At 54.6% G+C, this 22,254-nt stretch carries 25 protein-coding genes; 13 read left to right on the forward strand and 12 right to left on the reverse strand.

Going from position 1 to position 22,254, the window contains the following annotated elements; translation table 11 throughout:
- Window positions 1-2,069 (forward strand): hypothetical protein (locus H1D41_RS02235; protein WP_228847387.1); only part of this gene is annotated, 2,069 nt, incomplete at its 5' end.
- A 71-nt stretch (window positions 2,070-2,140) separates the two neighbouring features.
- Here H1D41_RS02235 and H1D41_RS02240 read toward each other — a convergent pair.
- Both H1D41_RS02240 and H1D41_RS02245 read right to left on the reverse strand, forming a co-directional pair.
- Window positions 2,141-2,383 carry a DUF2842 domain-containing protein gene (locus H1D41_RS02240; protein ID WP_107495189.1) on the reverse strand — a complete coding sequence of 81 codons (243 nt, stop codon included), beginning with the start codon at window positions 2,381-2,383 and terminating at the stop codon, window positions 2,141-2,143.
- Between the two features lie 11 nt (window positions 2,384-2,394).
- Window positions 2,395-3,690 (reverse strand): adenylosuccinate synthase, encoded by a 1,296-nt coding sequence (locus H1D41_RS02245; protein WP_107495188.1) that lies wholly within the window; start codon window positions 3,688-3,690, stop codon window positions 2,395-2,397.
- Window positions 3,691-3,845: 155 nt separating this feature from the next.
- Here H1D41_RS02245 and H1D41_RS02250 point away from each other — a divergent pair, with 155 nt between their 5' ends.
- The 11 genes from H1D41_RS02250 to H1D41_RS02300 all read left to right on the forward strand — a co-directional run bounded on the left by H1D41_RS02250 (window position 3,846) and on the right by H1D41_RS02300 (window position 12,799).
- Window positions 3,846-4,142, forward strand: coding sequence for a hypothetical protein (locus H1D41_RS02250; RefSeq protein WP_228847388.1), 297 nt, complete (start codon window positions 3,846-3,848; stop codon window positions 4,140-4,142).
- 116 nt (window positions 4,143-4,258) lie between these two features.
- Window positions 4,259-4,660, forward strand: a complete 402-nt coding sequence (secG, locus tag H1D41_RS02255) for a preprotein translocase subunit SecG (RefSeq protein WP_107495186.1) — start codon at window positions 4,259-4,261, stop codon at window positions 4,658-4,660.
- Window positions 4,661-4,908: 248 nt separating this feature from the next.
- Window positions 4,909-6,552 (forward strand): CTP synthase, encoded by a 1,644-nt coding sequence (locus H1D41_RS02260; RefSeq protein ID WP_228847389.1) that lies wholly within the window; start codon window positions 4,909-4,911, stop codon window positions 6,550-6,552.
- Window positions 6,553-6,599: 47 nt separating this feature from the next.
- Complete coding sequence (locus H1D41_RS02265) at window positions 6,600-6,893, forward strand: DUF1330 domain-containing protein (RefSeq protein ID WP_228847390.1); 294 nt, start codon at window positions 6,600-6,602, stop codon at window positions 6,891-6,893.
- 221 nt (window positions 6,894-7,114) lie between these two features.
- Window positions 7,115-7,432, forward strand: a complete 318-nt coding sequence (locus H1D41_RS02270; RefSeq protein WP_228847391.1) for an ArsR/SmtB family transcription factor — start codon at window positions 7,115-7,117, stop codon at window positions 7,430-7,432.
- A gap of 56 nt (window positions 7,433-7,488) precedes the next feature.
- Window positions 7,489-7,932 carry a tellurite resistance TerB family protein gene (locus H1D41_RS02275; protein ID WP_228847392.1) on the forward strand — a complete coding sequence of 148 codons (444 nt, stop codon included), beginning with the start codon at window positions 7,489-7,491 and terminating at the stop codon, window positions 7,930-7,932.
- Window positions 7,933-8,081: 149 nt separating this feature from the next.
- Window positions 8,082-8,894, forward strand: a complete 813-nt coding sequence (locus H1D41_RS02280) for an ABC transporter ATP-binding protein (protein WP_324250251.1) — start codon at window positions 8,082-8,084, stop codon at window positions 8,892-8,894.
- 32 nt (window positions 8,895-8,926) lie between these two features.
- Window positions 8,927-9,649: a transporter substrate-binding domain-containing protein gene (locus H1D41_RS02285; protein WP_228847393.1), complete on the forward strand. Its 723-nt coding sequence runs from the start codon at window positions 8,927-8,929 to the stop codon at window positions 9,647-9,649.
- A 79-nt stretch (window positions 9,650-9,728) separates the two neighbouring features.
- Complete coding sequence (locus tag H1D41_RS02290) at window positions 9,729-10,610, forward strand: ABC transporter permease (protein WP_228847394.1); 882 nt, start codon at window positions 9,729-9,731, stop codon at window positions 10,608-10,610.
- Window positions 10,607-11,446, forward strand: a complete 840-nt coding sequence (locus H1D41_RS02295; RefSeq protein WP_228847395.1) for an ABC transporter permease — start codon at window positions 10,607-10,609, stop codon at window positions 11,444-11,446. The genes H1D41_RS02290 and H1D41_RS02295 overlap by 4 nt, the downstream gene beginning before the upstream one ends.
- A gap of 150 nt (window positions 11,447-11,596) precedes the next feature.
- Window positions 11,597-12,799, forward strand: coding sequence for a DegT/DnrJ/EryC1/StrS family aminotransferase (locus H1D41_RS02300; RefSeq protein ID WP_228847396.1), 1,203 nt, complete (start codon window positions 11,597-11,599; stop codon window positions 12,797-12,799).
- A gap of 140 nt (window positions 12,800-12,939) precedes the next feature.
- Here the strand turns inward: H1D41_RS02300 and H1D41_RS02305 are convergent, their stop codons facing one another.
- From H1D41_RS02305 to H1D41_RS02320, 4 genes are all read right to left on the reverse strand, one after another.
- Window positions 12,940-13,914 (reverse strand): LysR family transcriptional regulator, encoded by a 975-nt coding sequence (locus H1D41_RS02305; protein ID WP_228847397.1) that lies wholly within the window; start codon window positions 13,912-13,914, stop codon window positions 12,940-12,942.
- Between the two features lie 18 nt (window positions 13,915-13,932).
- Window positions 13,933-14,475, reverse strand: a complete 543-nt coding sequence (gene phaR, locus H1D41_RS02310; RefSeq protein ID WP_228847398.1) for a polyhydroxyalkanoate synthesis repressor PhaR — start codon at window positions 14,473-14,475, stop codon at window positions 13,933-13,935.
- 156 nt (window positions 14,476-14,631) lie between these two features.
- Window positions 14,632-15,072, reverse strand: a complete 441-nt coding sequence (locus H1D41_RS02315; protein WP_228847399.1) for a phasin, PhaP — start codon at window positions 15,070-15,072, stop codon at window positions 14,632-14,634.
- A gap of 144 nt (window positions 15,073-15,216) precedes the next feature.
- A complete protein-coding gene (locus tag H1D41_RS02320) occupies window positions 15,217-17,022 on the reverse strand; it encodes a PHA/PHB synthase family protein (protein ID WP_228847400.1) in 1,806 nt (601 codons plus the stop codon).
- A gap of 135 nt (window positions 17,023-17,157) precedes the next feature.
- Here H1D41_RS02320 and phaZ point away from each other — a divergent pair, with 135 nt between their 5' ends.
- Window positions 17,158-18,447, forward strand: a complete 1,290-nt coding sequence (phaZ, locus tag H1D41_RS02325) for a polyhydroxyalkanoate depolymerase (protein ID WP_228847401.1) — start codon at window positions 17,158-17,160, stop codon at window positions 18,445-18,447.
- Here phaZ and H1D41_RS02330 read toward each other — a convergent pair whose 3' ends face one another.
- The 6 genes from H1D41_RS02330 to H1D41_RS18385 form a co-directional block, all read right to left on the reverse strand.
- A complete protein-coding gene (locus H1D41_RS02330; protein WP_228847402.1) occupies window positions 18,448-19,158 on the reverse strand; it encodes an alpha/beta fold hydrolase in 711 nt (236 codons plus the stop codon).
- A gap of 130 nt (window positions 19,159-19,288) precedes the next feature.
- Entirely contained in the window at window positions 19,289-19,720 is a 432-nt protein-coding gene (locus H1D41_RS02335) for a VOC family protein (RefSeq protein WP_228847403.1), read from the reverse strand.
- Window positions 19,721-19,757: 37 nt separating this feature from the next.
- Window positions 19,758-20,750, reverse strand: coding sequence for an alpha/beta hydrolase (locus H1D41_RS02340; RefSeq protein WP_228847404.1), 993 nt, complete (start codon window positions 20,748-20,750; stop codon window positions 19,758-19,760).
- Window positions 20,743-21,492, reverse strand: coding sequence for an alpha/beta fold hydrolase (locus tag H1D41_RS02345; protein WP_228847405.1), 750 nt, complete (start codon window positions 21,490-21,492; stop codon window positions 20,743-20,745). The genes H1D41_RS02340 and H1D41_RS02345 overlap by 8 nt, the downstream gene beginning before the upstream one ends.
- A 36-nt stretch (window positions 21,493-21,528) precedes the next feature.
- A complete protein-coding gene (locus H1D41_RS18380; RefSeq protein WP_324250252.1) occupies window positions 21,529-21,912 on the reverse strand; it encodes a hypothetical protein in 384 nt (127 codons plus the stop codon).
- A gap of 11 nt (window positions 21,913-21,923) precedes the next feature.
- Window positions 21,924-22,196 (reverse strand): hypothetical protein, encoded by a 273-nt coding sequence (locus H1D41_RS18385; RefSeq protein ID WP_324250253.1) that lies wholly within the window; start codon window positions 22,194-22,196, stop codon window positions 21,924-21,926.
- Between the last annotated feature and the right edge of the window lie 58 nt (window positions 22,197-22,254).

Below are 22,254 nucleotides of genomic sequence, written 5' to 3' on the forward strand. Positions count from 1 at the left end.
CTGCTGAGGCTGCTGAGGCTGCTGAGGCTGCTGAGGCTGCTGAGGCTGCTGAGGCTGCTGAGGCTGCTGAGGCTGCTGAGGCTGCTGAGGCTGCTGAGGCTGCTGAGGCTGCTGAGGCTGCTGAGGCTGCTGAGGCACAATCCATCCCTGAGCTGCCCGTGCAAGAAATTTCTGACGCCGTGGCCAATATTTCTGACGCCCCGGAAGCTGAAGAGACGCCTTCAGATGTGGATCCGGTATCCGATGCGCCAGATGTGCAGTTCGAAGACGAAACCTCTGATCCTGACAATACCCTCCCGGATGATCCGGTTCTGGAAAACCCAATCATCCCCGAAGAGATTACCCCTGATCTGACAGTTGAAACCGTCAACGAAGCCGACGGTGAACAGACCGACACGACGGATGGCAATCAGGCCGACGTTTTCCCAGAGACCGCGAATACGCTGTTTTCGGAAGATCTCGCAGATACAGAACCGCTTCCCGAAGAAACATCGGTTTCAGACAAACTGCGTCGCATTCGCGCCGTTGTCGCACGGAACGCCCATGAACTGCCGACCGGGGAAGGCAGCCAGTTCCAGCCGGCCCCACAGGTGAGCGACGATAATCTGGATGCACAAGCTGACTTTGAAGCAGGCGACAGCCCTTCCCTGACCGATATGCTGGAAGGGTCCGCCCGCCCGGATTCTGAATCAGAAAGTGGTATGGTCCAGGACGCGGATACAGCCAGGGAACCGTCAGATCCGGAAACATCTGCGCTGGTCCTGCTGCCCACGGCCGATCTGCCCGCGCCTGAAGATCTTCCGGACGCAGAAATGGAAGACGACGCCATGTCTGCGTCAGTTTCCACGCCTGCAACCACCGATCAGGCAACGGCTGACACCCTTAAATCTCTGGTCGCAGAAATAAACAATGATACCGAGGCAGATCAGGACGATACCGTCGAACCAGCGGGAACTTCCCCGGAAGAAGCCGCCAGCGATCCCAATCAGTCCGGCGATGCGGACCCCTACATTCAGATGGACAGCACCAGCCCGCATATCCTGAAACTGCAGCGTGCGGCACAACAGATGCCGGAAGATACAGCCCTGGCTGCTGAAGCGGAAAGTGTTTCTCAGGATCCACTGCACCGGGAATCACAGACGCCTGCCGAAGACATCGCTTCCACTGAAGAAGAAACAGATCTGTCGGAGATGCCGGATGTGGATGCAGATCTGGAAAGCAGTCTGTCCGCCATCTTCACCGGGTCAGCGGAACATCACGCATCTGAACCGGAAACCGATGATGTTCCCGAAGAGACACAGGAAAACATCCAGATTTTTCCCGAAGAAAACACGGATGCCCCCCGCCACGGGCGCCGGAATGATCGGTCTGTCAGCCGGCTTCTGGAAGAAACGAACACACATCTCGACAGCCCCGACAGTCAGAACCGGCGATCTGCGATTTCGCATCTGCGCGCCGCGGTTGCCGCAACCGTCGCAGATAAACGGATACGCGGGGACCAGCAGGACACAGAAGATCTGGAAGCCTATCGCGCAGATCTTGCATCTGCCGTAAAGCCTGGCAGCAGCCTTCGTAAAACCCGATCCAATCCACCTGAAAAACGCGACACTGATAGCCCGCCTCCTCTGGTTCTGGTGTCAGAACAGCGCATTGATCCGGAACCTCCGGTCAGAAGGCGCAATCAACCTCAGACCGTGATCAAACACATTCTGCCGCGCCGCATTCAGCGTGACACAGCAGCCCTCGCCATCGGTGAGCCTCTTGAAGAGGACAGGAAGTCAGCCTTTCCTGCCAGCTGGCAGGATTTTTCGGCATTCGCCAAAGACAAAGGTGCCCGCAGTCAGGCCGATTATATCGAAGCCGCAGCAGCCTGGCTGACCTGGATCGAAGAACAACCCCATTTCACCCGCCTGAAAGTCATCAATCTTGTGACAGAAACGCTGGGTGAACAGCAGTTTAACCGCGACACGGGCCTGCATAGCTTTGGCAATCTGATCCGGGAACAGGTTCTGATTAAGGAACAGCGTGGACAGTTCAGTATCTCACCTGAGACACGTTTCCACCCCTGAAACAGATGAACGTCAGACAAAAAAAAGGCCCCCCGTGGGGCACCTTTTTCTATCTCATTTCAAATTCTGAATCACTCTGCCGTTTCAGAAGGCTGTTCTTCAGCATCAGGGTCTGCTTTGCCAACCCCCATAAAAACGGGTTTAAACGGCACAGCCCACAGAACCCCCAGAAGAATATAAACCGCCAGTTCCAGCAACAGTGGCAGGCGATCAATCATCCCCATTATGGTCACCGCGGCCACCACATAAAGTGGCAGCCAGACCAATAGCAGAAACAACGCCAGACGACGGCGGGCTTTGTAACTCAATGACATCGCGGGTTTCCTCAATCAGCGAAGGGGTCAGTTACAAGGATGGTATCGTCACGTTCAGGCGATGTCGACAAAAGAGCGACCGGGCACTCGATCAATTCTTCGACGCGTTTTACATATTTAATCGCATTGGCGGGCAGATCATTCCAGGACCGTGCGCCTTCGGTGCTCTCAGACCAGCCCGGCATTTCTTCATAGATCGGGGTGCAGCGCGCCTGTTGATCTGCGGCGGTCGGCAGATAGTCCAGACGTTCACCGTCCAGATCATAGCCCACACAGATCTTCAGGGTTTCAAACCCGTCCAGAACGTCCAGCTTGGTCAGGGAAATCCCGGTCACACCAGAGGTTGCACAGGTCTGACGCACCAGAGCCGCATCAAACCAGCCACAACGACGTTTCCGGCCGGTGGTGGTGCCAAATTCATGGCCCCGTTCGCCCAGACGCTGACCATCTGCGTCATCCAGTTCAGTCGGGAACGGGCCTTCGCCCACGCGGGTGGTGTAGGCTTTCACAATGCCCAGCACATATTCAATAGAACCCGGACCAACACCAACACCCGTCGCGGCCTGGCCAGCGATCACGTTGGATGAGGTCACAAACGGGTATGTGCCAAAATCGATGTCCAGAAGTGCGCCCTGCGCACCTTCAAACAGGATCCGTTTACCGGCTTTGCGCTTTTCATTCAGCACTTTCCAGACCGGCGCAGCGTAAGGCAGGATTTCAGACGCGATCTCTTTCAGCTGCGCAACCAGAGCATCACGATCAATTGCTTCAATACCCAGACCTTTGCGCAGTGGATCATGGTGCTGCAGCGCGCGATCAACACGGGCTTCAAGGGTTGCGTCATCGGCCAGATCAGCAACACGCACAGAACGGCGGCCCACTTTATCTTCGTAAGCCGGGCCAATGCCACGGCCCGTTGTACCGATCTTGGTGCCTTTTGACGCCGCTTCTTCACGGGCCCGGTCAAGTTCACCGTGGATTGGCAGGATCAGCGGGGTGTTTTCCGCAATCATCAGGTTTTCGGGGGAAATATCAACGCCCTGACCACGGATGGTCGCAATCTCTTTCACCAGATGCCACGGGTCCAGAACCACGCCATTGCCGATAACCGAAAGCTTGCCACCGCGCACAACGCCGGATGGCAGTGCGTGCAGTTTGTAAACTTTCTCTCCGACAACAAGCGTATGGCCTGCGTTATGACCGCCCTGAAAACGTGCGATCACGTCAGCACGCTCAGAGAGCCAGTCCACGATCTTGCCTTTTCCTTCGTCACCCCACTGGGCGCCGACGACAACAACATTGGCCATGATATTTCCACCTGTTCTGCAGATATGTGAGTAAACCGCAGCCCCTATACAGGCTGTGGTGCGGCACGGCTACCGTAAATATGCCGCAACCCTCTTGTCCCCCGTCTGATTTTCGTCAAAATCATCTGATATTTTATGTATTGGGGGGATAAACGATGAAACTGATCACTATCCGACGTGACCCGGGGTTTTACGGGGCCATGCGCAAACTGACGATTCTTATTGACGGAACAAAGGTTGCACGACTGAAACAATATGAAGATGTGCTGCTGGAAGTGGACGATGACGCCATTCACCTGCAAGGCATAATGGATTGGGGCAAAACCGAACAGGTCTCGCTGAGAGCGCTTGATCACGGCGCCACTATTACCTTCAAAGCCTGGTTCACACTTAATCCCCTGCGCAACCTTGGCATTTCCCCCCTTCCCTTTCGGGTGACAATACAAAAGTAAGCAATCAGATTCGGAGCCATGGCCAGAATTTCAGAACACGCCGGACAAACGGAGGGGTTGCGGGGCGTGTCATGAGGGCTTAGATAAGCGCAACTCACATTCGCAAGGCCTGCTCTATGGAAAACGTACTTCTTGTCATTCTTCTGATTGTCGCAATCTGTCTGATCGTTGTTGTTCTGCTGCAGCGTTCCGAAGGCGGTGGCCTTGGTATGGGCGGTGGTGGCGCGGCCGGTGGCGGCGTTATGTCTTCTCGTGCAGCGGCAACGGCGCTTGGTAAACTGACCTGGATTTTTGGCGTCGCTTTCTTCGCGGCTTCTATTGCACTGACTATTTTCTCTGCGAAAAACTCCAATGGTGGTTCCGTTATTGATCAGATCGGCGGCACAGCACCTGCCGCGGTTGAAATTCCGGACAACCCGCTGGGCGAAGGTTCCCTGCTGCCACCAACAACCGGTGATGCAGAACTGGTCCCGGGCTATGTTGCACCTGCAGAAGAAGCCCCGGCTGCAAGCGAATAAATCGCTGGTTATATCCTAATTCTTCCGGGGGCATCTGTCCCCGGTTTTTACATCTGAAACCACTACAACTTGATTCGGGGCCCGCCGGCCCCGCAGTATTTTGCGTTTTACCGATCGTGGATCTCTGATTTTCGTGGCTCTGCACCATTGCCAGATTGCCTCGAATCCGCTATAGGTCAAACCCCGTGATACTGCGGCCTTTTCAGGGTGCGGATCGGAAATCTATCATCACGGGAGCGCCTGCGCCAATGGCCAAATTTGTCTTTATCACCGGTGGAGTTGTTTCAAGCCTCGGCAAGGGTCTTGCATCCGCTGCTTTGGGTGCCTTGCTTCAGGCTCGCGGTTACACTGTTCGCCTGCGCAAGCTTGATCCTTACCTGAATGTTGATCCCGGCACGATGTCCCCGTTTGAGCACGGCGAAGTCTTTGTGACCGACGATGGCGCTGAAACCGATCTGGATCTTGGCCATTATGAGCGTTTCACAGGAGTTGCTGCACGCAACACTGATTCCATTTCCTCCGGCCGGGTCTATTCCAACGTGCTGGCGAAAGAACGCCGCGGCGATTACCTGGGGAAAACCATTCAGGTGATTCCGCATGTGACCAATGAGATCAAAGACTTCATCGATATTGGCGAAGATGAAGTAGATTTCATGCTCTGCGAAATTGGCGGCACTGTTGGCGATATCGAAGGCCTGCCCTTCTTTGAAGCGATCCGTCAGTTTGCCAATGACAAGCCACGTGGCGATTGTATCTTCATGCACCTGACCCTGCTGCCCTATATTGCGGCATCCGGCGAGCTGAAGACAAAACCAACACAGCATTCCGTGAAAGAACTGCGTTCCATCGGGATTGCGCCGGATGTTCTGGTCTGCCGGTCCGAAGGCCCGATTCCTGCGAAAGAACGCGAGAAGCTGGCTCTGTTCTGTAACGTGCGCCCTGATTCCGTGATTGCCGCCCAGGATCTGAAATCCATTTATGAGGCCCCGCTGGCCTATCACCGCGAAGGCCTGGATCGTGCGGTTCTGGATGCGTTCGACATGTCCCACGCCCCGGCGCCAAAGCTGGATCGCTGGAACGATGTGCATGAACGCATTGTAAACGCCGAAGGTCAGGTAAAGATCGCCATCGTCGGCAAATACACCCAGCTGGAAGATGCCTATAAATCCATCGCCGAAGCTCTGACACATGGTGGCATGGCGAACCGGACCAAGGTGAAAATCGAATGGGTCGATGCCGAACTGTTCGATCAGGACGATGCCGCACCATATCTTCAGGGCTTCCATGGCATTCTGGTGCCTGGCGGCTTTGGCGAACGTGGCACTGAAGGAAAAATCAAAGCCGCGCAATATGCCCGAGAAAACAAAGTGCCTTATCTGGGCATTTGCCTTGGCATGCAGATGGCGGTGATTGAAGCCGCACGTAACAAAGCAGGCCTGACAGACGCCGGATCCGAGGAATTTGATCACGAAGCCGGTGGAAAGCGTTTTGAACCTGTGGTGTATCACCTGAAAGAATGGGTTCAGGGCAACGAGAAAGTGCAGCGCAAAGCCGATGACGAAAAAGGCGGCACCATGCGTCTGGGCGCATATGATGCAAGTCTTGTTGAAGGCTCCCGTGTGGCGCAGGCCTATGGTTCCACCGCGATTGAGGAACGTCACCGTCATCGCTATGAGGTAGATGTGAAATACCGCGAACAGCTTGAGGCCTGTGGTCTGAAGTTTTCCGGCATGTCACCGGATGGGCGTCTGCCTGAGATCGTGGAATGGCAGGATCATCCATGGTTCATCGGCGTACAGTTCCACCCGGAACTGAAGTCCAAACCGTTTGAGCCCCATCCGCTCTTTGCTGATTTCGTACGCGCCGCGATGGATACTTCCCGCCTTGTATAACATACCGCCCCGCCCATCCGGCGGGGCTGTTCTTTGGGAGAATGAAGATGCCAAAAGCCTATTGGGTCGCACATGTAGATGTCCATGATCCGGACGCTTATGAAGCTTACCGTGCGGCCAATGCCGCGCCTTTCGCGAAATATGGCGCAAAATTTCTGATCCGTGGGGGCGTGGGGGAAGTTGTTGAAGGCACAGCGAAATCCAGACATGTCGTGATTGAATTCGTCGATTATGAAACCGCCATGGCCTGCTATAACAGTCCCGAATATCAAACGGCCAAAGCGCTGCGCGATCCTGTTTCTGAAGGGGACCTGGTGATTGTGGAGGGATATGAGGTCTGATCCCCTCCTCCTCCCGAACCGTTTTCCGGTTTTCCGGTTTTCCGGTTTTCCGGTTTTCCGGTTTTCCGGTTTTCCGGTTTTCCGGTTTTCCGGTTTTCCGGTTTTCCGGTTTTCCGGTTTTCCGGTGAAAAATACGATCCACCATCTTCCGGTCAACATCTTAACAGATTTACCCTACTTTAACTAGAATCGCTGATCGTCTTCTCAGGAAGGTGGTCAATATGCCCAAACACGAAAATGACGAAAATATCGCACGCGCGCTCAAATCTCTGTGCCATCCACGCCGTATTATAATTATGCGCTTGCTGTCCGAAACAAAAGGCAGCGAACTCGCTTTCAGGCAACTACAGCTGGCAACCGGCCTTAAGAACAACACATTGCTTCATCACCTACGTGAAATGGAACGGGGCTGGCTGCTTACCCGTCAGCGCAAAGGCCCCGAAACATATTACAAACTTTCAGCGGATTCACTTCTTCACTCCATGGATCTGATCCACGAGATCATGAACGCGCGTTTCCACTCATCGCAGGCGGCCTGACCTTTCCGCGTAAAACGTGATTGGCAGCCCGCCGGATCCATGCCTATATCACGTTTATGTTTGCTGATCTTCTGCGCCGCCTGACGGCCCCCGCCCCTGCCCCGCTGTCCGATCCGGATGCACGATTGTCCCTTGCCGCTTTGCTTGTACGTATCGCCCGCAGCGACGGCGATTATGCCGCCAGCGAAATCAAAACTATTTCATCCGTTCTTGCAGATCGTTACGGCATGACGCAGACAGACGCAGACCAATTGCGTCAGGATGCTGAGCAACTGGAAAGCGAAGCCCCCGACACCGTGCGTTTCACCCGTTCCATCAAAGACGCCGTGGCGCATGAACATCGTCTTGCCATCCTCGAAAGCCTCTGGAGTGTGGCCCTGGCCGACGGTGCCCGCGATCAGGAAGAGGACAGCCAGCTGCGTCTCATAACCGATCTGCTTGGCCTGACGGACGTGGAATCTGCAAAAGCCCGCCAGAAAGCTGCCGGGAAACGGGCCTGACACCTCCGGTTTTCTGCTCATAAAACCCGATTATTTGCCTTCTGCCGCGTTTCACAGGTCCAAGCGGCGGATTCCCCGTTGCAATCAGAACAAATTTCGGGACTAATTCCCGATAATCAAAAAGCCTGCTGCCAACAGAGAACCAAAACGTGAATCAAACCGATACCGCCGAAGCCGCGCAATCCACTGCTGCCGCTGAACCCGTCATTGAAATCCGCAATCTGCACAAAGCCTATGGCCAGCTTGAGGTGCTGAAAGGCGTTGATATTCATGCAAACCGGGGTGATGTGGTGTCTCTGATCGGATCGTCCGGTTCTGGTAAATCCACACTTTTGCGCTGCTGCAATCTGCTGGAAGACAGCCAGCAGGGTGAAATCCTCTTCTGTGGTGATCCGGTCAAATGGGCAGGCGAAGGCCATACCCGCCGCCCATCCGACAAAGACCAGGTGCGGGAAATGCGCACCAATCTGTCCATGGTTTTTCAGCAGTTTAACCTCTGGTCTCACATGACCATCCTGCAAAATGTCATGGAAGCCCCGGTTACCGTTCTGGGCCGTGACAAAGACGAAGCCGAAGCATCCGCACGCAAATACCTGGAAAAGGTTGGCATCGGCGATAAATGCGATGCCTGGCCTGCCCAGCTTTCCGGCGGTCAGCAGCAGCGTGCCGCGATTGCCCGCGCCCTTTGCATGGAACCCAAGGCCCTTCTGTTTGATGAACCAACTTCCGCGCTTGATCCGGAGTTGGAACAGGAAGTTGTCAAAGTTATCAAGGCCCTGGCCGAAGAAGGCCGCACCATGCTGATCGTGACCCACGACATGAAAATGGCCCATGATGTATCTGACCACGTGGTCTTCCTGCATCAGGGTCGGATTGAAGAAGAAGGCGCCCCTGGCGAACTTTTCAGCAATCCGAAAACCGAACGTCTGCAACAGTTCCTGAGCGCAACAACCGCAGATTAACAATAACGCGCTTCAAATTTGGGAGAGAACACATGAAAAAACTGATCCTGTCCACCGCGACCCTGGCTCTGATGGCCGGCATGGGCGTTGCTGACACAGTTCGGCTGGGCACCGAGGGCGCTTACCCTCCGTATAACTTCATCGACGACAACGGCGAAATCGCTGGTTTTGAACGTGAGCTGGGCGATGAGCTGTGCAAACGCGCTGAACTGACCTGCGAATGGGTCACCAATGACTGGGATTCCATCATTCCGAACCTCGTGTCCGGCAACTACGATGTAATCATCGCCGGCATGTCCATCACCGATGAGCGTGACGAAGTGATTGATTTCACACAGAACTATACACCTCCATCTGCTTCTGCATATATGGCGATGTCAGCTGATGTAGATCTGTCCTCCGCTGTGATTTCTGCACAATCCGCAACCATTCAGGCCGGTCACGTTGCTGAATCCGGCGCGACGCTGGTTGAATTCGCAACCCCTGACGAAACCGTTGCTGCGGTGAAAAACGGCGAAGTCGACGCAGTATTTGCGGATGAAGACTATGTGAAGCCAATCGCTGAACAATCTGGTGGCGAACTGATGCTTGTTGGCGATCTCGTCCCACTCGGTGGCGGCATTGGCATGGGCCTGCGTGAATCTGACGGCGAGCTGCGTGAAAAATTCAACGCTGCGATCCAGACTATGAAAGACGATGGCACACTGAATGCACTGATCACTCAGTACTTTGGTGACGAAGCACAAACCTTCTGATCCTGCCTGATCTTCGGGGAGGCCCTTCTGGCCTCCCCTTTCTTTATGGGGCTGTTGTCCCGCTATCTTCCGGCTGACTATGTTCTCATATTGCTCTGACCCCTCTGCGATCGAAGGCTGGGCCTGGATCAGTTGTTATCTGACCACGCCAAAGCATCTCACCGCGTTTTCCTCGGTCTTTACCGTGCTTCTGCTGCTGGCGATCACCGCGCCCACCGCGTTGCTCTTTGGTTTCGCCGGTGCCACGGCGGCCCGTTCCCATATCGCGCCTCTGCGCTGGATCGGGAAAGGCTATACTGCGATTGTACGGGGTGTGCCGGATGTGGCTTTCTTCCTGTTCTTTGTCATCGCCCTTGATCAGGGCATTGAATGGCTGCGGCATCAGGTAAAATGCCCGGACTGGCCCGACGCCATTCGTCAGGGCAATGATTTTGTGGTCTGCGACGCGGCGAAAATGCCCCTGTCCGAAGCCTCCGCCTTTGTGCATCAAAGCTATGGTTTCAGCATTGCTGTTCTTACATTTGCCATTGTTTTCGGGGCGTTCGCCGCAAATGTGATTTATGGTGCCATGCGCGCCGTGCCACGTGCGCAGCTTGAAACGGCTGAGGCCTATGGCATGTCACAGCGTCAGACCTTCTGGCGCATTATGGTGCCGCAGATGTGGGTTTACGCCCTGCCTGGCCTCTCGAACCTCTGGATGATCCTGATCAAAGCCACCCCCCTGCTGTTCCTTCTGGGCGTGCGTGACGTTGTTTACTGGGCCAAAGAACTGGGTGGTCTGAAAACCGATGCTTTCGCCTATCCCCACCCCGATTGGCGTCTGTGGTATTTCCTGGGCCTGCTGGTCTTCTATCTGACTCTGACCAAGGTCAGCGAAATTATCCTTGATCGCGTCATGGCGCGTCTGACCCACGGGCAGGCCACCGCCGGGGGCGAATCCGCAAGAAAGGCCGCATCATGAGCTGCTGGGAAACCGTTCAAAGCTATGCTTTCCGCTCGCTTGGTTATGGCGAACGCCTGCTGCCGCGCTCTGATTTCACCCTGTGCGATCAGTTCACCCTGATCGGCTCCGGCATGATCTGGAACATCTACTTCGGCATTCTCGCCCTGTTCTTCGGGTTTTTTCTGTCAACCGCCGTGGCCCTGGGCAAGTTCAGCACAAACCCATGGTTCCGCAAACCGGCCGAAATCTTTGTTTTCGTCTTCCGCGGCTCACCGCTGTTTATCCAGTTCTTCCTGGCCTATGAAACCTTCGTTCTTCTGCCAAAACTTGGCATGGATCTGAACCTTGGTTTCACAGAAATTACCGTGGAAACCCGCTGGCTGACCAAAGCCTGGCTGGGGGCGTTGATTGTGCTGTTCCTGAACACATCCGCCTATGCTGGTGAAATCTTCTATGGTGCGCTGAAATCCATCCCTAAGGGCGATATCGAGGCCGCAGATGCCTATGGTCTGTCCGGCTGGAAACGCTTCCGTCGTATTATCTTCCCGACCATGCTGCGTCTGGGATGGCCTGGCTATACCAATGAAGCGATCTTCATGTTCCACGCCACCACGCTTGTGTTCTTCTCAAGCTTCCCGGCCTGGCGGCAACAGGGGGATGCGCTGTATTACGCCAGCTACTTCGCGGATAAGACGTTCAACCCTTTCGTCCCCTACCCGATCCTGGCCTTCTATTTCATTCTGCTGACCCTTGTGGTCATTGGGGTCTATGGTGCGATCAACAAACGGCTGAACCGGCATCTGCCATCAAACAGCCGCCAAAAGATCAAATACCGGCCAAAGCTGATCCGCTGACATCCGTGATCGGGCGATATATCGCTCAAATGACACAAAACCGCAGGAGATTAACCTCCCCTGCGGCTTTTTTGATGGATTTTGTTCCGGATCACACTTACAGATTTACTTAAGATAGAATTCAGAATTTCCAAAATAAGGATGAGGATGATGAAAGACACTGCTGTTCAGGCCCCGAACGTCTACGACGCAGAGCCCATCCCAGAAGCCGCCCGCGCTGAAATTGACCGCATGCTGCAGTCCGGCGATCTCTTCCGTTACACAGCACCAGAAAACGCACCTGTTGCCCTGCTGGAAAAAGAATTCGCCGAATTCATGGGCACGAAATACGCTCTGGCGGTGTCTTCCTGCTCTGCCGCGCTGTTCCTGTCGCTGAAGGCGCTGCAACTGCCCCGTGACGCCCGCGTGCTGATCCCGGCCTTCACATTCGCCGCTGTGCCCTCTGCCGTCGTGCACGCCGAATGCAAACCGGTTCTGGTGGAAGTCGGCGCAAACTACCGTGTGAATATCGACGATTTCAAAGCCAAGCTGACGCCCGACACCAAAGCCGTGATCATCAGCCACATGCGCGGCCATACATCCGATATGGATGCGATTATGGAACTCTGCGACGCTGCCGGCATCCCGGTCATTGAAGACGCGGCGCACTCCCTTGGCACCCTCTGGAACGACACCAAGATCGGCACCATCGGCAAGATCGGTTGTTTCTCTTTCCAGTCCTACAAGCTGATCAACGCGGGCGAAGGCGGCATTCTTGTCACTGACGATGCAGATCTTGTGGCCCAGGCTGTGATCATGTCCGGCGCTTATGAACACAACTGGAAAAAACACCCGGTCCTGCATGACGCCTTTGAAAGATGGCAGAACAAACTGCCGCTGTATAACCTGCGCATGCAGAACCTGTCTGCCGCTGTGATCCGCCCACAGATTGCTGAAGTACCGCGCCGCGTAAAAGACGGGCGCGAGAACCACGATTATGTAGCAGATGGCCTGAACCAGTCCGCATGGCTCGATGTGCCCCCACCGCTGGCACCTGAACTGCGCGCACCGGATTCGATTCAGTTTAACCTGGTCGATTTCACCGCTGAAGAAACGCAGGCCTATGTCGATGCGGCCTCATCAGAAGGCATCGCTGTGCAGGTCTTTGGCACCACAAAGAACAACGCACGTGCATTCTGGAACTGGCAATTCATCGACGATCAGGGCGAACTGCCCATGACCCGTAATATGTTGATGAGCGCCTGTGACGTACGCCTGCCCGCCCGCCTGAAGCGGGAAGAGCTGGACTATATCACCTCCGCACTGACACGCGCAGCAGAAGCCGTAAAATCCGGCGCACAAAAAGTCGCCTGACCCCAATGCTGCACTGCGGCGTAGCGCAGCATTGCTGCGCCGCAGAAGCACTTAAGAATGTCTTGAAAGCACCGTACGCCCGATATGCATAACATGTGCATATAATATAATGTGCATGCTTTGTGCATGGCGTATTTACCCTACAAAAGCCGCAGTGAATCCCCAAGCCAGGGCATGTGCAGACGTGCCTGTTCAATGGTTAGTTGCCGCAGCAATCCACGCAACCGTTCCGCCACCTGCCCCGGCATATCGCCAAGAACATCCTGTCTTGCATGCAGTGAAATCGTCCGTGACAGCGGTGCAAAAGGCAAAGGAAACAGATCCAGCCCATCATGAAATCGCTGCGCCCTGAGGAACCCCAGTGGCGTCAGAATGGTCCAGCCTGCCCCCTGCGCAACCATCGCCATAATCGCGTGATAGCTATCCAGTTCAAACCGATGTGAAAGCCGCAGGTTCTGGCGTGCCAGATGCGCTGCAATGACCCGCCCCATCACGTGACGCGCGGTATATTGGATCAGGGGCAATTCCCCCAAAGTATCAATAAAATCAGCACCTTGGAACCTTTCTGACACCAGCCCTTTTGGCACCGCTGCGATAAAGGGTTCTTCCATCAGCGGATGGACTTCCATCCAGCTTGCAGCAGCGCCCATATCCGCCGCTACGATCACATCCAACGCCCGGGAATCAAGCAACCCAAACAGTTTATGACTGGCGCCTGTTTCCAACAAGAACTGACAATGAGACAGATCCGTCGCCATATCAGACAACAGCGCAGGCGTTACATCAGCATCGAAATCTTCAATCATTCCAAGGCGAAAGCTGGTCAGGGTTGATAGATCTGACGTCGCAAGTTCTGCGCGGGCCTGTTCTGCTTCATTCTGAATAACCTGCGCCCGCCGCCGGAACATCGCCCCGGCCGGTGTCAGGCTGACAGGCCGCGTGGACCGGTTCAAAAGCGTCGCCCCAACCGCCGCCTCAAGGCTGGTCAGTTGCTGCGAAACAGCAGAGGCACTGGCCCCCACCCGACGTGCAGCCGCAGAGATTGAACCCTCATCCGCTGTCGCGATGAAAATCTCTATTCCCCAAAGGGTTATCTTACCAGGGCTATCGGGCATCACGCGTCTCACATGGGCCTATTTACCCAGTTTACTCATCATGGCCTGAAGTTCCGCCAGCTGTTCCTTAATCGCCGACAGCTCGCCTTCTTCCTTCGCCTCCTGGGACGGTTGGGCCCCCGGCACAGCACCACCTGTCATCGCCTTCATGAAGGCTTCCTGCTGGGCTTTCATCATTTCAAAGCCAGGCATATTGGCCAGTGGGTTCATGCTGCCCAGGTTTTCCATCACCTGGGACTGACCGTCGCGCAGCATCTCAAAACTCTGGGCCAGGAAATCCGGCACAACACTATGAGCATGGGTGGTGTAACTGCGCACAAGATCCGTCAACACGTTGATCGGCAACACATTTTCGCCACGGCTTTCGTGATCTGCGATAATCTGCAGCAGATATTGCCGGGTCAGGTCATCGCCACTTTTGAGATCAACGATCTGCACCTCACGGCCAGATTGAATAAAGCCGGAGATATCGTCAAGCGTCACATAGTCACTGGTTTCAGTGTTGTAAAGCCTGCGGCTTGCATAGCGCTTGATCAGCAATGTCCCGGATTTGTCGCCCACGGTTGTCCCCTTTTCTGCGCAAATGCTGCGCTTCTGCAGTGCAGAGAGATTAGGGAAGCAATGTAGAATTGCAAGAAAAGAAAAAGGCAGCCTGCAAGAGACCGCCTTTTGTTCCGCGCCTGAGGGAGGAGGAGATCGGCGCGTATGTCTTTGATTTTACTTCGCAGCCGCTTTGGCAGCTTTGGCAACATCGTCAGTTGCTTTTTTCACAGCCGCAGTTGCTTCTTCGCCAGCTTCTTTGCCCGCCGCCAGCATCAGCTCAACAGTTTCCATCTGAACTTTTTTCGCAACTTCAGCAAATGCCGCCATGTTTTCAGCAGCCAGTTCAGCAGAAGCAGATGCGAAATCGGTCACAGACTGACCATAAGCCGCAGGGTCGGATTTAGCAGTGGAAACATCGCCCGCTTTTGTCAGCGCTTCAGTGGTCCATTTGCTGGAAATCTCAGCAGATTTTTCCGCAGCTGTCAGTGCAACTTTGGACATTTTTTCTGCGAATGCGGCATTGCTTTTGAATGCAGCGTCAAATGCAGAGGTGTCCATCTGAAATTTGCCCATGAAATCCTGCATGGTCTTGGTGAAATCTTGTGTTTTAGCCATCTTATCAGCTCCTGATGTTGCGGGTCAGGGAGAGAAAGGAGGAAGAAACCGGCCCGCATGAATGTGTCTTACAGGTAGATATATACGTGCTGCATCGCAGCATTTCAAGCATTTTTCTGCACTGCAGCAAAAACTTCACGAAGCTCAGGAATGCACCTTCACATAGGTTCCTGGCGCCGGGCAAAGCGGCGGGAATTTCTGACTGCCCGGGTCTCGCGCAGGGATTTGTTTTGCAAGGTTTTTCCCAGATTTCGCATCCAGCCAGCCAGACCAGTGTGGCCACCAGCTGCCCTCGTTAAACGCGGCACCTTTCAGCCAGTCGTCTGCATCAGTTTCCAGTGTCTCATTCAGATAATGGCCATATTTCTTCTTGCTCGGCGGGTTCACAATCCCGGCGATATGGCCTGATTCAGAGAGGATAAAGGTTTTGTCTTTTGATCCATACTGCCGGAACCCATTGAAACAGCTTTTCCAGGCCGCAATATGATCTGTCTCGCAGGCAACAAAGCAGATCGGGATTTTCACATCTTTCAGCGAAACCGTTTCGCCACAGATCTCAAACCCGTCCTCCGCAAGCTCATTGCGCTGACACAGCCCGCGCAGATATTCCATCGTCATACGGCCCGGCAGATTGGTGCTGTCGCCGTTCCAGTACAGCAGATCAAAGGCAGGCGGGGCTTCACCCATCATGTAATTGCGGATCATTGGCCCATAAACCAGATCATTGGCCCGCAAATATGAGAAGGTCCGCGACATGAAATAGGATTTCAGGATGCCATCACTGCAGATCTGCGCTTCGATCCCATCAACAAAATCATCGCCCAGAAAGACCGAGAATTCCCCCTGATCCGAAAAATCGGTCATGGTGGTGAAAAAGGTCGCGGATTTTACAGTCTTATCACCCCGTTTTTGCATCAGCGCCAGGGTCAGTGTCAGGACAGTGCCAGCGACGCAATAACCGACAGCATTCAATTGTTTCTCGCCAGTGATCTCTTTCACCGCGTTCATCGCCTCAAAATAACCTTCCTCGATATAGGTATCGAGACCAACATCTGCGAAGTCTTCTGTCGGGTTGACCCAGGAGACAACAAACACCGTATACCCTTGATCCACTGCCCACTGAATGAGAGAGTTTTTCTTTTTCAAATCAAGAATGTAGTATTTGTTGATCCATGGCGGGAAAATCAGCAGTGGGATTTTATGCACGGTTTTAGTGGTTGGAGCGAACTGGATCAGTTCCAGCATCCGATTGCGGAACACCACCTGCCCGCCGGCCGTTGCGATGTTCTTGCCCACTTCAAATGCGTTACGATCCGCAAGCGATACCAGAAGATCGCCCCCATGATCTTCCATATCCCTGACGAGATTTTCCATCCCGTCCACAAGGCTTTGCCCCTGGGTTTCAATGGCCTTTTGCATCGCTTCAGGGTTCGTGCCCAGGAAATTCGTCGGCGCCAGCATATCAATCACCTGATTGGTAAAGAACTGCAGGCGTTTTTTATCCAGTTCGCTCAAGCCTTCGGTATCCGTCACCATCTGACGCAGCATATCCGAATTCATCTGATACTGCTGTTTCACAAAGTTGAACCAGGGGTTGGCGGACCAGACGTCACCCGTAAAACGGCGATCATTCTTTTGCCCGTCTTTTGGTGCATGCCCTTCCGACGCCGCTTTCTGTGCCTCCACAAAATGGCCCACGGATTGTGACCAATAGCTGGCCTGGTGTTCAAAGATCTTTGCCGGATTCGACATCATTTCGGCCATATAGCCGGACATGGCTTTCATATACATGTCCTGCCCCGGCCCTTCGAGCGCCGGATTGATCGGAGTTTTGTAGGAAGCAGAGCTGACAAGCCGCTGAGACAGGTTTTCGACACGGGCCATGTTTTCGGCCAGCACATCGGTCACTTCGGTATCATTATGATCATTTTTGTGATCTTCGGTTGTCATACGCGATTTTCCACACTACCTTCGCTGCTACGCAGCATTTCTCCTGACCTGCTTGCAAATATACAGGGAAATGTTGCAGCAGTATTACAAAGTACCTTTCTGCACTGCAGAAGGTCAGATGCGGGAGCGACAAGAATGCGGTATATGGCAACCTACGACCTGATGGAAACCATGCGCAATACCAACCAGTGGTTGGGGGCTTCTGCGCTGGCGATGGCTTCATATCCTGCATTCGGGATGGTCCCGCACCCCATGTTTAACCTGATGGCCGCCTGGGGGGAAGTCACAGAACGCAGCTTTGCGCGTATGGTGGCGAAACCAGACTGGAATCTGCATTCGGTTGTCGGGGCAGACGGGCAGGATCATCTGGTAGAGGTCGAAACCGAAGTTGAACGCCCCTTTGGTGATCTGATCCGTTTCCATGTGCTGGGACGTGAAGAAATGAAACGCCGCGTTCTGCTGGTCGCGCCGATGTCCGGTCACTATGCCACCTTGCTGCGATCCACCGTGCAAAGCCTGCTGGAAGATTGCGAGGTCTGGGTCACTGATTGGCACAATGCACGGGATATCCCTGTGTCTACCGGCAAGTTTGACGTTGAAGATTACACGCTTTACCTGGCAGATTTCATGAAACATCTGGGATCTGATTTACACGTGATCGCGGTTTGCCAGCCTGTCCCACTGACCCTTGCAGCAACCGCATATCTGGCCGGGGAAGATCCAAAATCCCAGCCAAAATCCCTGACCCTTGTAGGCGGTCCTGTTGATCCCGACGCAGCACCAACAGAGGTAACCGATTTCGGTCGCCGTGTGACCATGGGGCAGTTAGAAGAAACCGTAATTCAACAGGTTGGCGCAAAATATGCCGGCTGTGGGCGGATGGTTTATCCGGGCCTTCTGCAACTGCAGAGCTTTATGTCCATGAACGCTGAAAAGCATGGCAAAGCCTTTTACGAGCAAATGATGCGCGTGGCCCGTGGCGAAGCCCAGGAACACGACAAGCACAATCGTTTCTATGACGAATATCTGGCCGTGATGGACATGACGGCAGAGTTCTATCTTTCCACCGTGGAACGCATCTTTAAGGGGCGCGAAATCGCGCAGAACATCTTCACAATCGAAGGCAAGCCGGTTGATATCGGCGCAATCACTTCCGTTGCGGTAAAGACAGTTGAAGGCAGCAAAGATGATATCTCAGCGCCTGGTCAGTGTATCGCCGCCCTGGATCTTCTCACTGGCCTCCCAGAAGAAAAGAAAGCTTCTCACGTAGAAGAAGGTGCCGGGCATTACGGCATTTTCGCAGGTAAAAGCTGGCGCAACAACATTCGCCCGCTGGTGATGGATTTCATTGATGCGAACTCTGGCCTGGTGCCAACACGCGGCACAGGCAAGAAAAAACGCAAAGCTCCGCAGAAAAAAGCATAATCACCGAAGGATCAAGGGGCCGCTCAACCAGTTGCGCAGGGCCTCTGTCACCGCGTCTGCGGCCTCCACCATTGGCAAATGACCAGCGTTGGGCAGGATCCTCAGATCGGCCCTTTCCACAAGCCCCGCAATAAATTCGTGCCGGGCGGGCGGCGTGAGCCTGTCATTTTCCCCACCAAGCACCAGCACCGGAATGCGCGTTGTGCGCAGTGTTCTTTGCTGATCCGGGCGGCTTTGCAGGGCGCGACTTTGCCGCACAAAGACATCTGCCCCCAGACGCGTTGCCATTTCCTGAATGAGGTTCAGAATCTGGGAACGGGCGGGACCATCAAAAAACACATCCGCACGCAGAGTTTCTTCCATGACCTCAGCCAGCCGCCCCGCCCTTGCACGCACCATCAATGGTTCACGTTCCGCGGCCTGTGCCGGACTTTCGGTGGTTGCAGAGGTTGAAATCAGCGCAAGCTTACTCACCCGGTCCGGGGCCTGCCGCAGGACTTCCATAGCGACAACCCCGCCCATGGAATGTCCGGCAAGCGCAAACTGTTCCGGGGCACCACGCAACACATCATGCGCCATCTCGCGGATGCTGTCTGCCTGGGACACCGGAGCAACCTGAACCGAATGGGTTTTCGTTAATTCTACTATTTGCGGCATAAACACCCGCGCGTCACTCATCATGCCAGGAACCAGAACCAAGGGTTCGGACATGGGGATCTCCGTCTGCTCTGAAGTCTGCTTTATGCAGCTTATTGTTGTGCGCAGGCTAGGCGATCTGGCCCAACCTGCCCACAGTTCATAAGCAGGTATTCTCGTTTTGACACAACCTGTGGCAGCAGAGCTACGCTGCGCCGCTCCATTGAAACTCACCCTTTGGGCCAAGGGGAGAAAATGGATTATGGGTGACTTCCCAGACATGGCCGTCGGGATCTGCGAAATATCCATGATGCCCGCCCCAGAATACATCCTGTGCTTCTTTCAGGATTTTCCCGCCAGCGACACGGACGCGTTCAAGGAAAGGTGCCACTGCTTCTTTGGTGCGCAAGTTGTGAGCAAAAGTCACACCGGAAAATCCGCCAATGTCACTGACCTCCATGCCCAGTTCATCTGCAAGTGAAGCCTTTGGATAAAGCCCCAGCGTCTGGCCGATCAAGTTAAACGCGATGACACCATCTTCGCTGTCCTCGCGCTGCCAGCCCAAGGCCTCATAAAAAGCAGCTGATTTTTCAAGGTCAGACACAGCCAGGGTGATCAGACTGATGCGTTGTTCCATGATGAATGCTCCCACTGCGTTAATGTTCACACTCTGTTCACATTCGTTCCAACCCGTCAAGCCAGGCTGTGATCTGCTGCACCACCGTGTCTGTCATACCCGGTGACATAACGCGCCCGGCGATCACATGTTCATAGGGATCATTGCCGTCAGGGACATCCTGTTGCGCAATTGTGGAAATGCCGCCCCATTCGCCCGCAACACGGCGGGTGATGCTGTGGTCAATCACCTGATCCCCGTCGGAAAAGATCCAGAGCGCTGGCGTACCGGCATTGCTGTAGTCGCGCCCGGCAGCCTCCTTCACCGCTGCGGCCATGGGCAGAAGCGCAACGGAAGGATAGCTGTTTGTCCAATAGGTTGCGTGATCTTCGCTTTGCACATCAAAGCTGCGGGTCTCGCCAATCAGATACGGCAAATACCAACGTGCGCCCCCCTGAGAAAGCAATGGCGCGGCGAAAGAGTTAATTCCAAAGTTCGGCGACAACCAAACCGTCGCCTTCACCTGCGCCATCAGTTCCGGATCGCCGGTTTCAGCCAGGGCCACAAGCGTCCCGCCGGTGGAATTGGAAATAACGATGACCTCATCCCCAACCATACGCGCAACGGCCATTGCTTCGGCAAGATCATCATACCAATCCTGCGCGGTGGCGTCTGCCATGGCCTCATCCACGCGCCCGTGCCCCCGCAGGCGTGTGTAGACCAGGTTTGCCCCCAGGTGATCCGCAACCATGTCAGGTACAGGGCGAATTTCTTCAGATGTGGCGGAGTATCCGTGAACGAAAACAACAGACTGTGGTGTCTTCGCGCCCACATCACCCGCCCAGATGATGCGCTTTTCCGTGCCGGGCGTAATGTCGTCAAATGCAGCTTCCGCCGCCGCAAAATAGGCAACGGGATCATCGCCAATCACCGCAGGATCAAAGCGCGCCACCACATCCGCCGGTTCGCGTGGCCCAAAGGTGAACAGCGCAGCAATTCCCAGGATCAACACCAGCAGAATGCGGCCCAGCCATTTGCCGAAATTACGCATTGGCGAGATCCGTAATCTCCGCAACCGCGGCTTCGATCAGCCCAAGGCAAGTGTCATCCGAAAAACGGTGATCCGCATCTTTCACCAGTTGCAGGCGCATATCGGGGCTTTGGGCATGGTCCAGCAGACGTACAGCCGTTTCGGTGCTGACAGCGGTGTCCGCAGTGCCCTGCAACAGGCGCACGGGGAATGGCAGGTTCAGATCCTCACGCAGAACAAGGCGTGTGCGCCCGTCCTCAATCATGCGTTTGGTGATGATATAGGGTTCCATATAGTCAGAAGGCAGTTCGACATAACCCTGCGTTTCCATCTGTTCTTTCTGCATATCCGTGAAGCCGGCCCAATAGCCATCTTCCGTAAAATCAGGCGCGGCAGCGATACCCACCAGACCCATCAGACGTTCAGGCATGGCGCGGGCCAGAAGCAGGGCCTGCCAGCCGCCCATAGAAGAACCAACAACGATCAGCGGGCCGGCGGTCAGGGCTGTGACCGCGGCGACAGTATCTTCATGCCAGTCCCCAATGCAGCCATCTGTGAATTTTTCAGAACTTTCACCATGGCCGGAATAGTCAAAGCGCAGAAAGCTTTGTCCGCGTGCCTTGCAGAAGGCTTCAAGGTGTATGGCTTTCGTGCCTTCCATGTCGGATTTCAGCCCGCCCAGGAACACAACGGTCGGCCCTTCACCACCGGTTTTGTGATAGGCGATTTTGCGCCCCTGATCGGTTTCAAGAAAATTGGTCATGTCTGCCCCTCTGCCGCATTTATCTTTTGTTCAGAATTACCCGATGCTGCGCGCCAGCACACGGGAAATTTCGGTCAGGCTGCGCCCGTTTTCTTCCCGCCACTGATTAAAGGCCTTTTGCACTGCCTTTTTCGCAGTTTTTGAAGTCGGCGCTTTGTCGATAATGCCTTCGACCACCAGCCGTGCGACCACATCTTTTGACACCATAAATCCGTCACGCCCCATCATCCGCAACGCATAAGCACCGGTTTTGCCGCCCAACCGCGCACCTTCTTTCTGCAACCAGTCCAGCAAACCGAAGAAATCATCATCCGGCCAGTCAGTAATGCGTTTTCCGAAACTTCCCTGTTCAGCAGCAACCTGCCGGATGAATATTGCATTGTTGCTGATTGCACGGATCTTGGGCGCACTGCGGATCACGCGTGTGTCTTTTAGAAGCGCGTCAAACCACTCTTCGCTATCATCGCGAGGCGGCCCGCGTCAAAGCCATCAAAAGCCTCATGAATGCCAGGCCATTTGTTTTCCACCACTTTCCAGGAAATACCTGCCTGAAAAATGCTGCGCGCCATTTGTGCAAGCCAGTCACGATCTGCAACAGCGGCTATTTCTGCCGCAGATTTTGGCGGCGGAATGTCCCCAAGCACGGCATCAAACCCGCCCTTTCGTTCCACAGCCATCATCAGGATATCGTCAAACTTACTCATCGCACACCTCTGTCTCTATTTTGGCTGGTGATGCGCAAAGTTCAAGCCCTGAACACGG

The organism is Halocynthiibacter styelae, assembly GCF_016123485.1.
In the GTDB taxonomy this organism is placed as follows: Bacteria; Pseudomonadota; Alphaproteobacteria; order Rhodobacterales; family Rhodobacteraceae; genus Halocynthiibacter; species Halocynthiibacter styelae.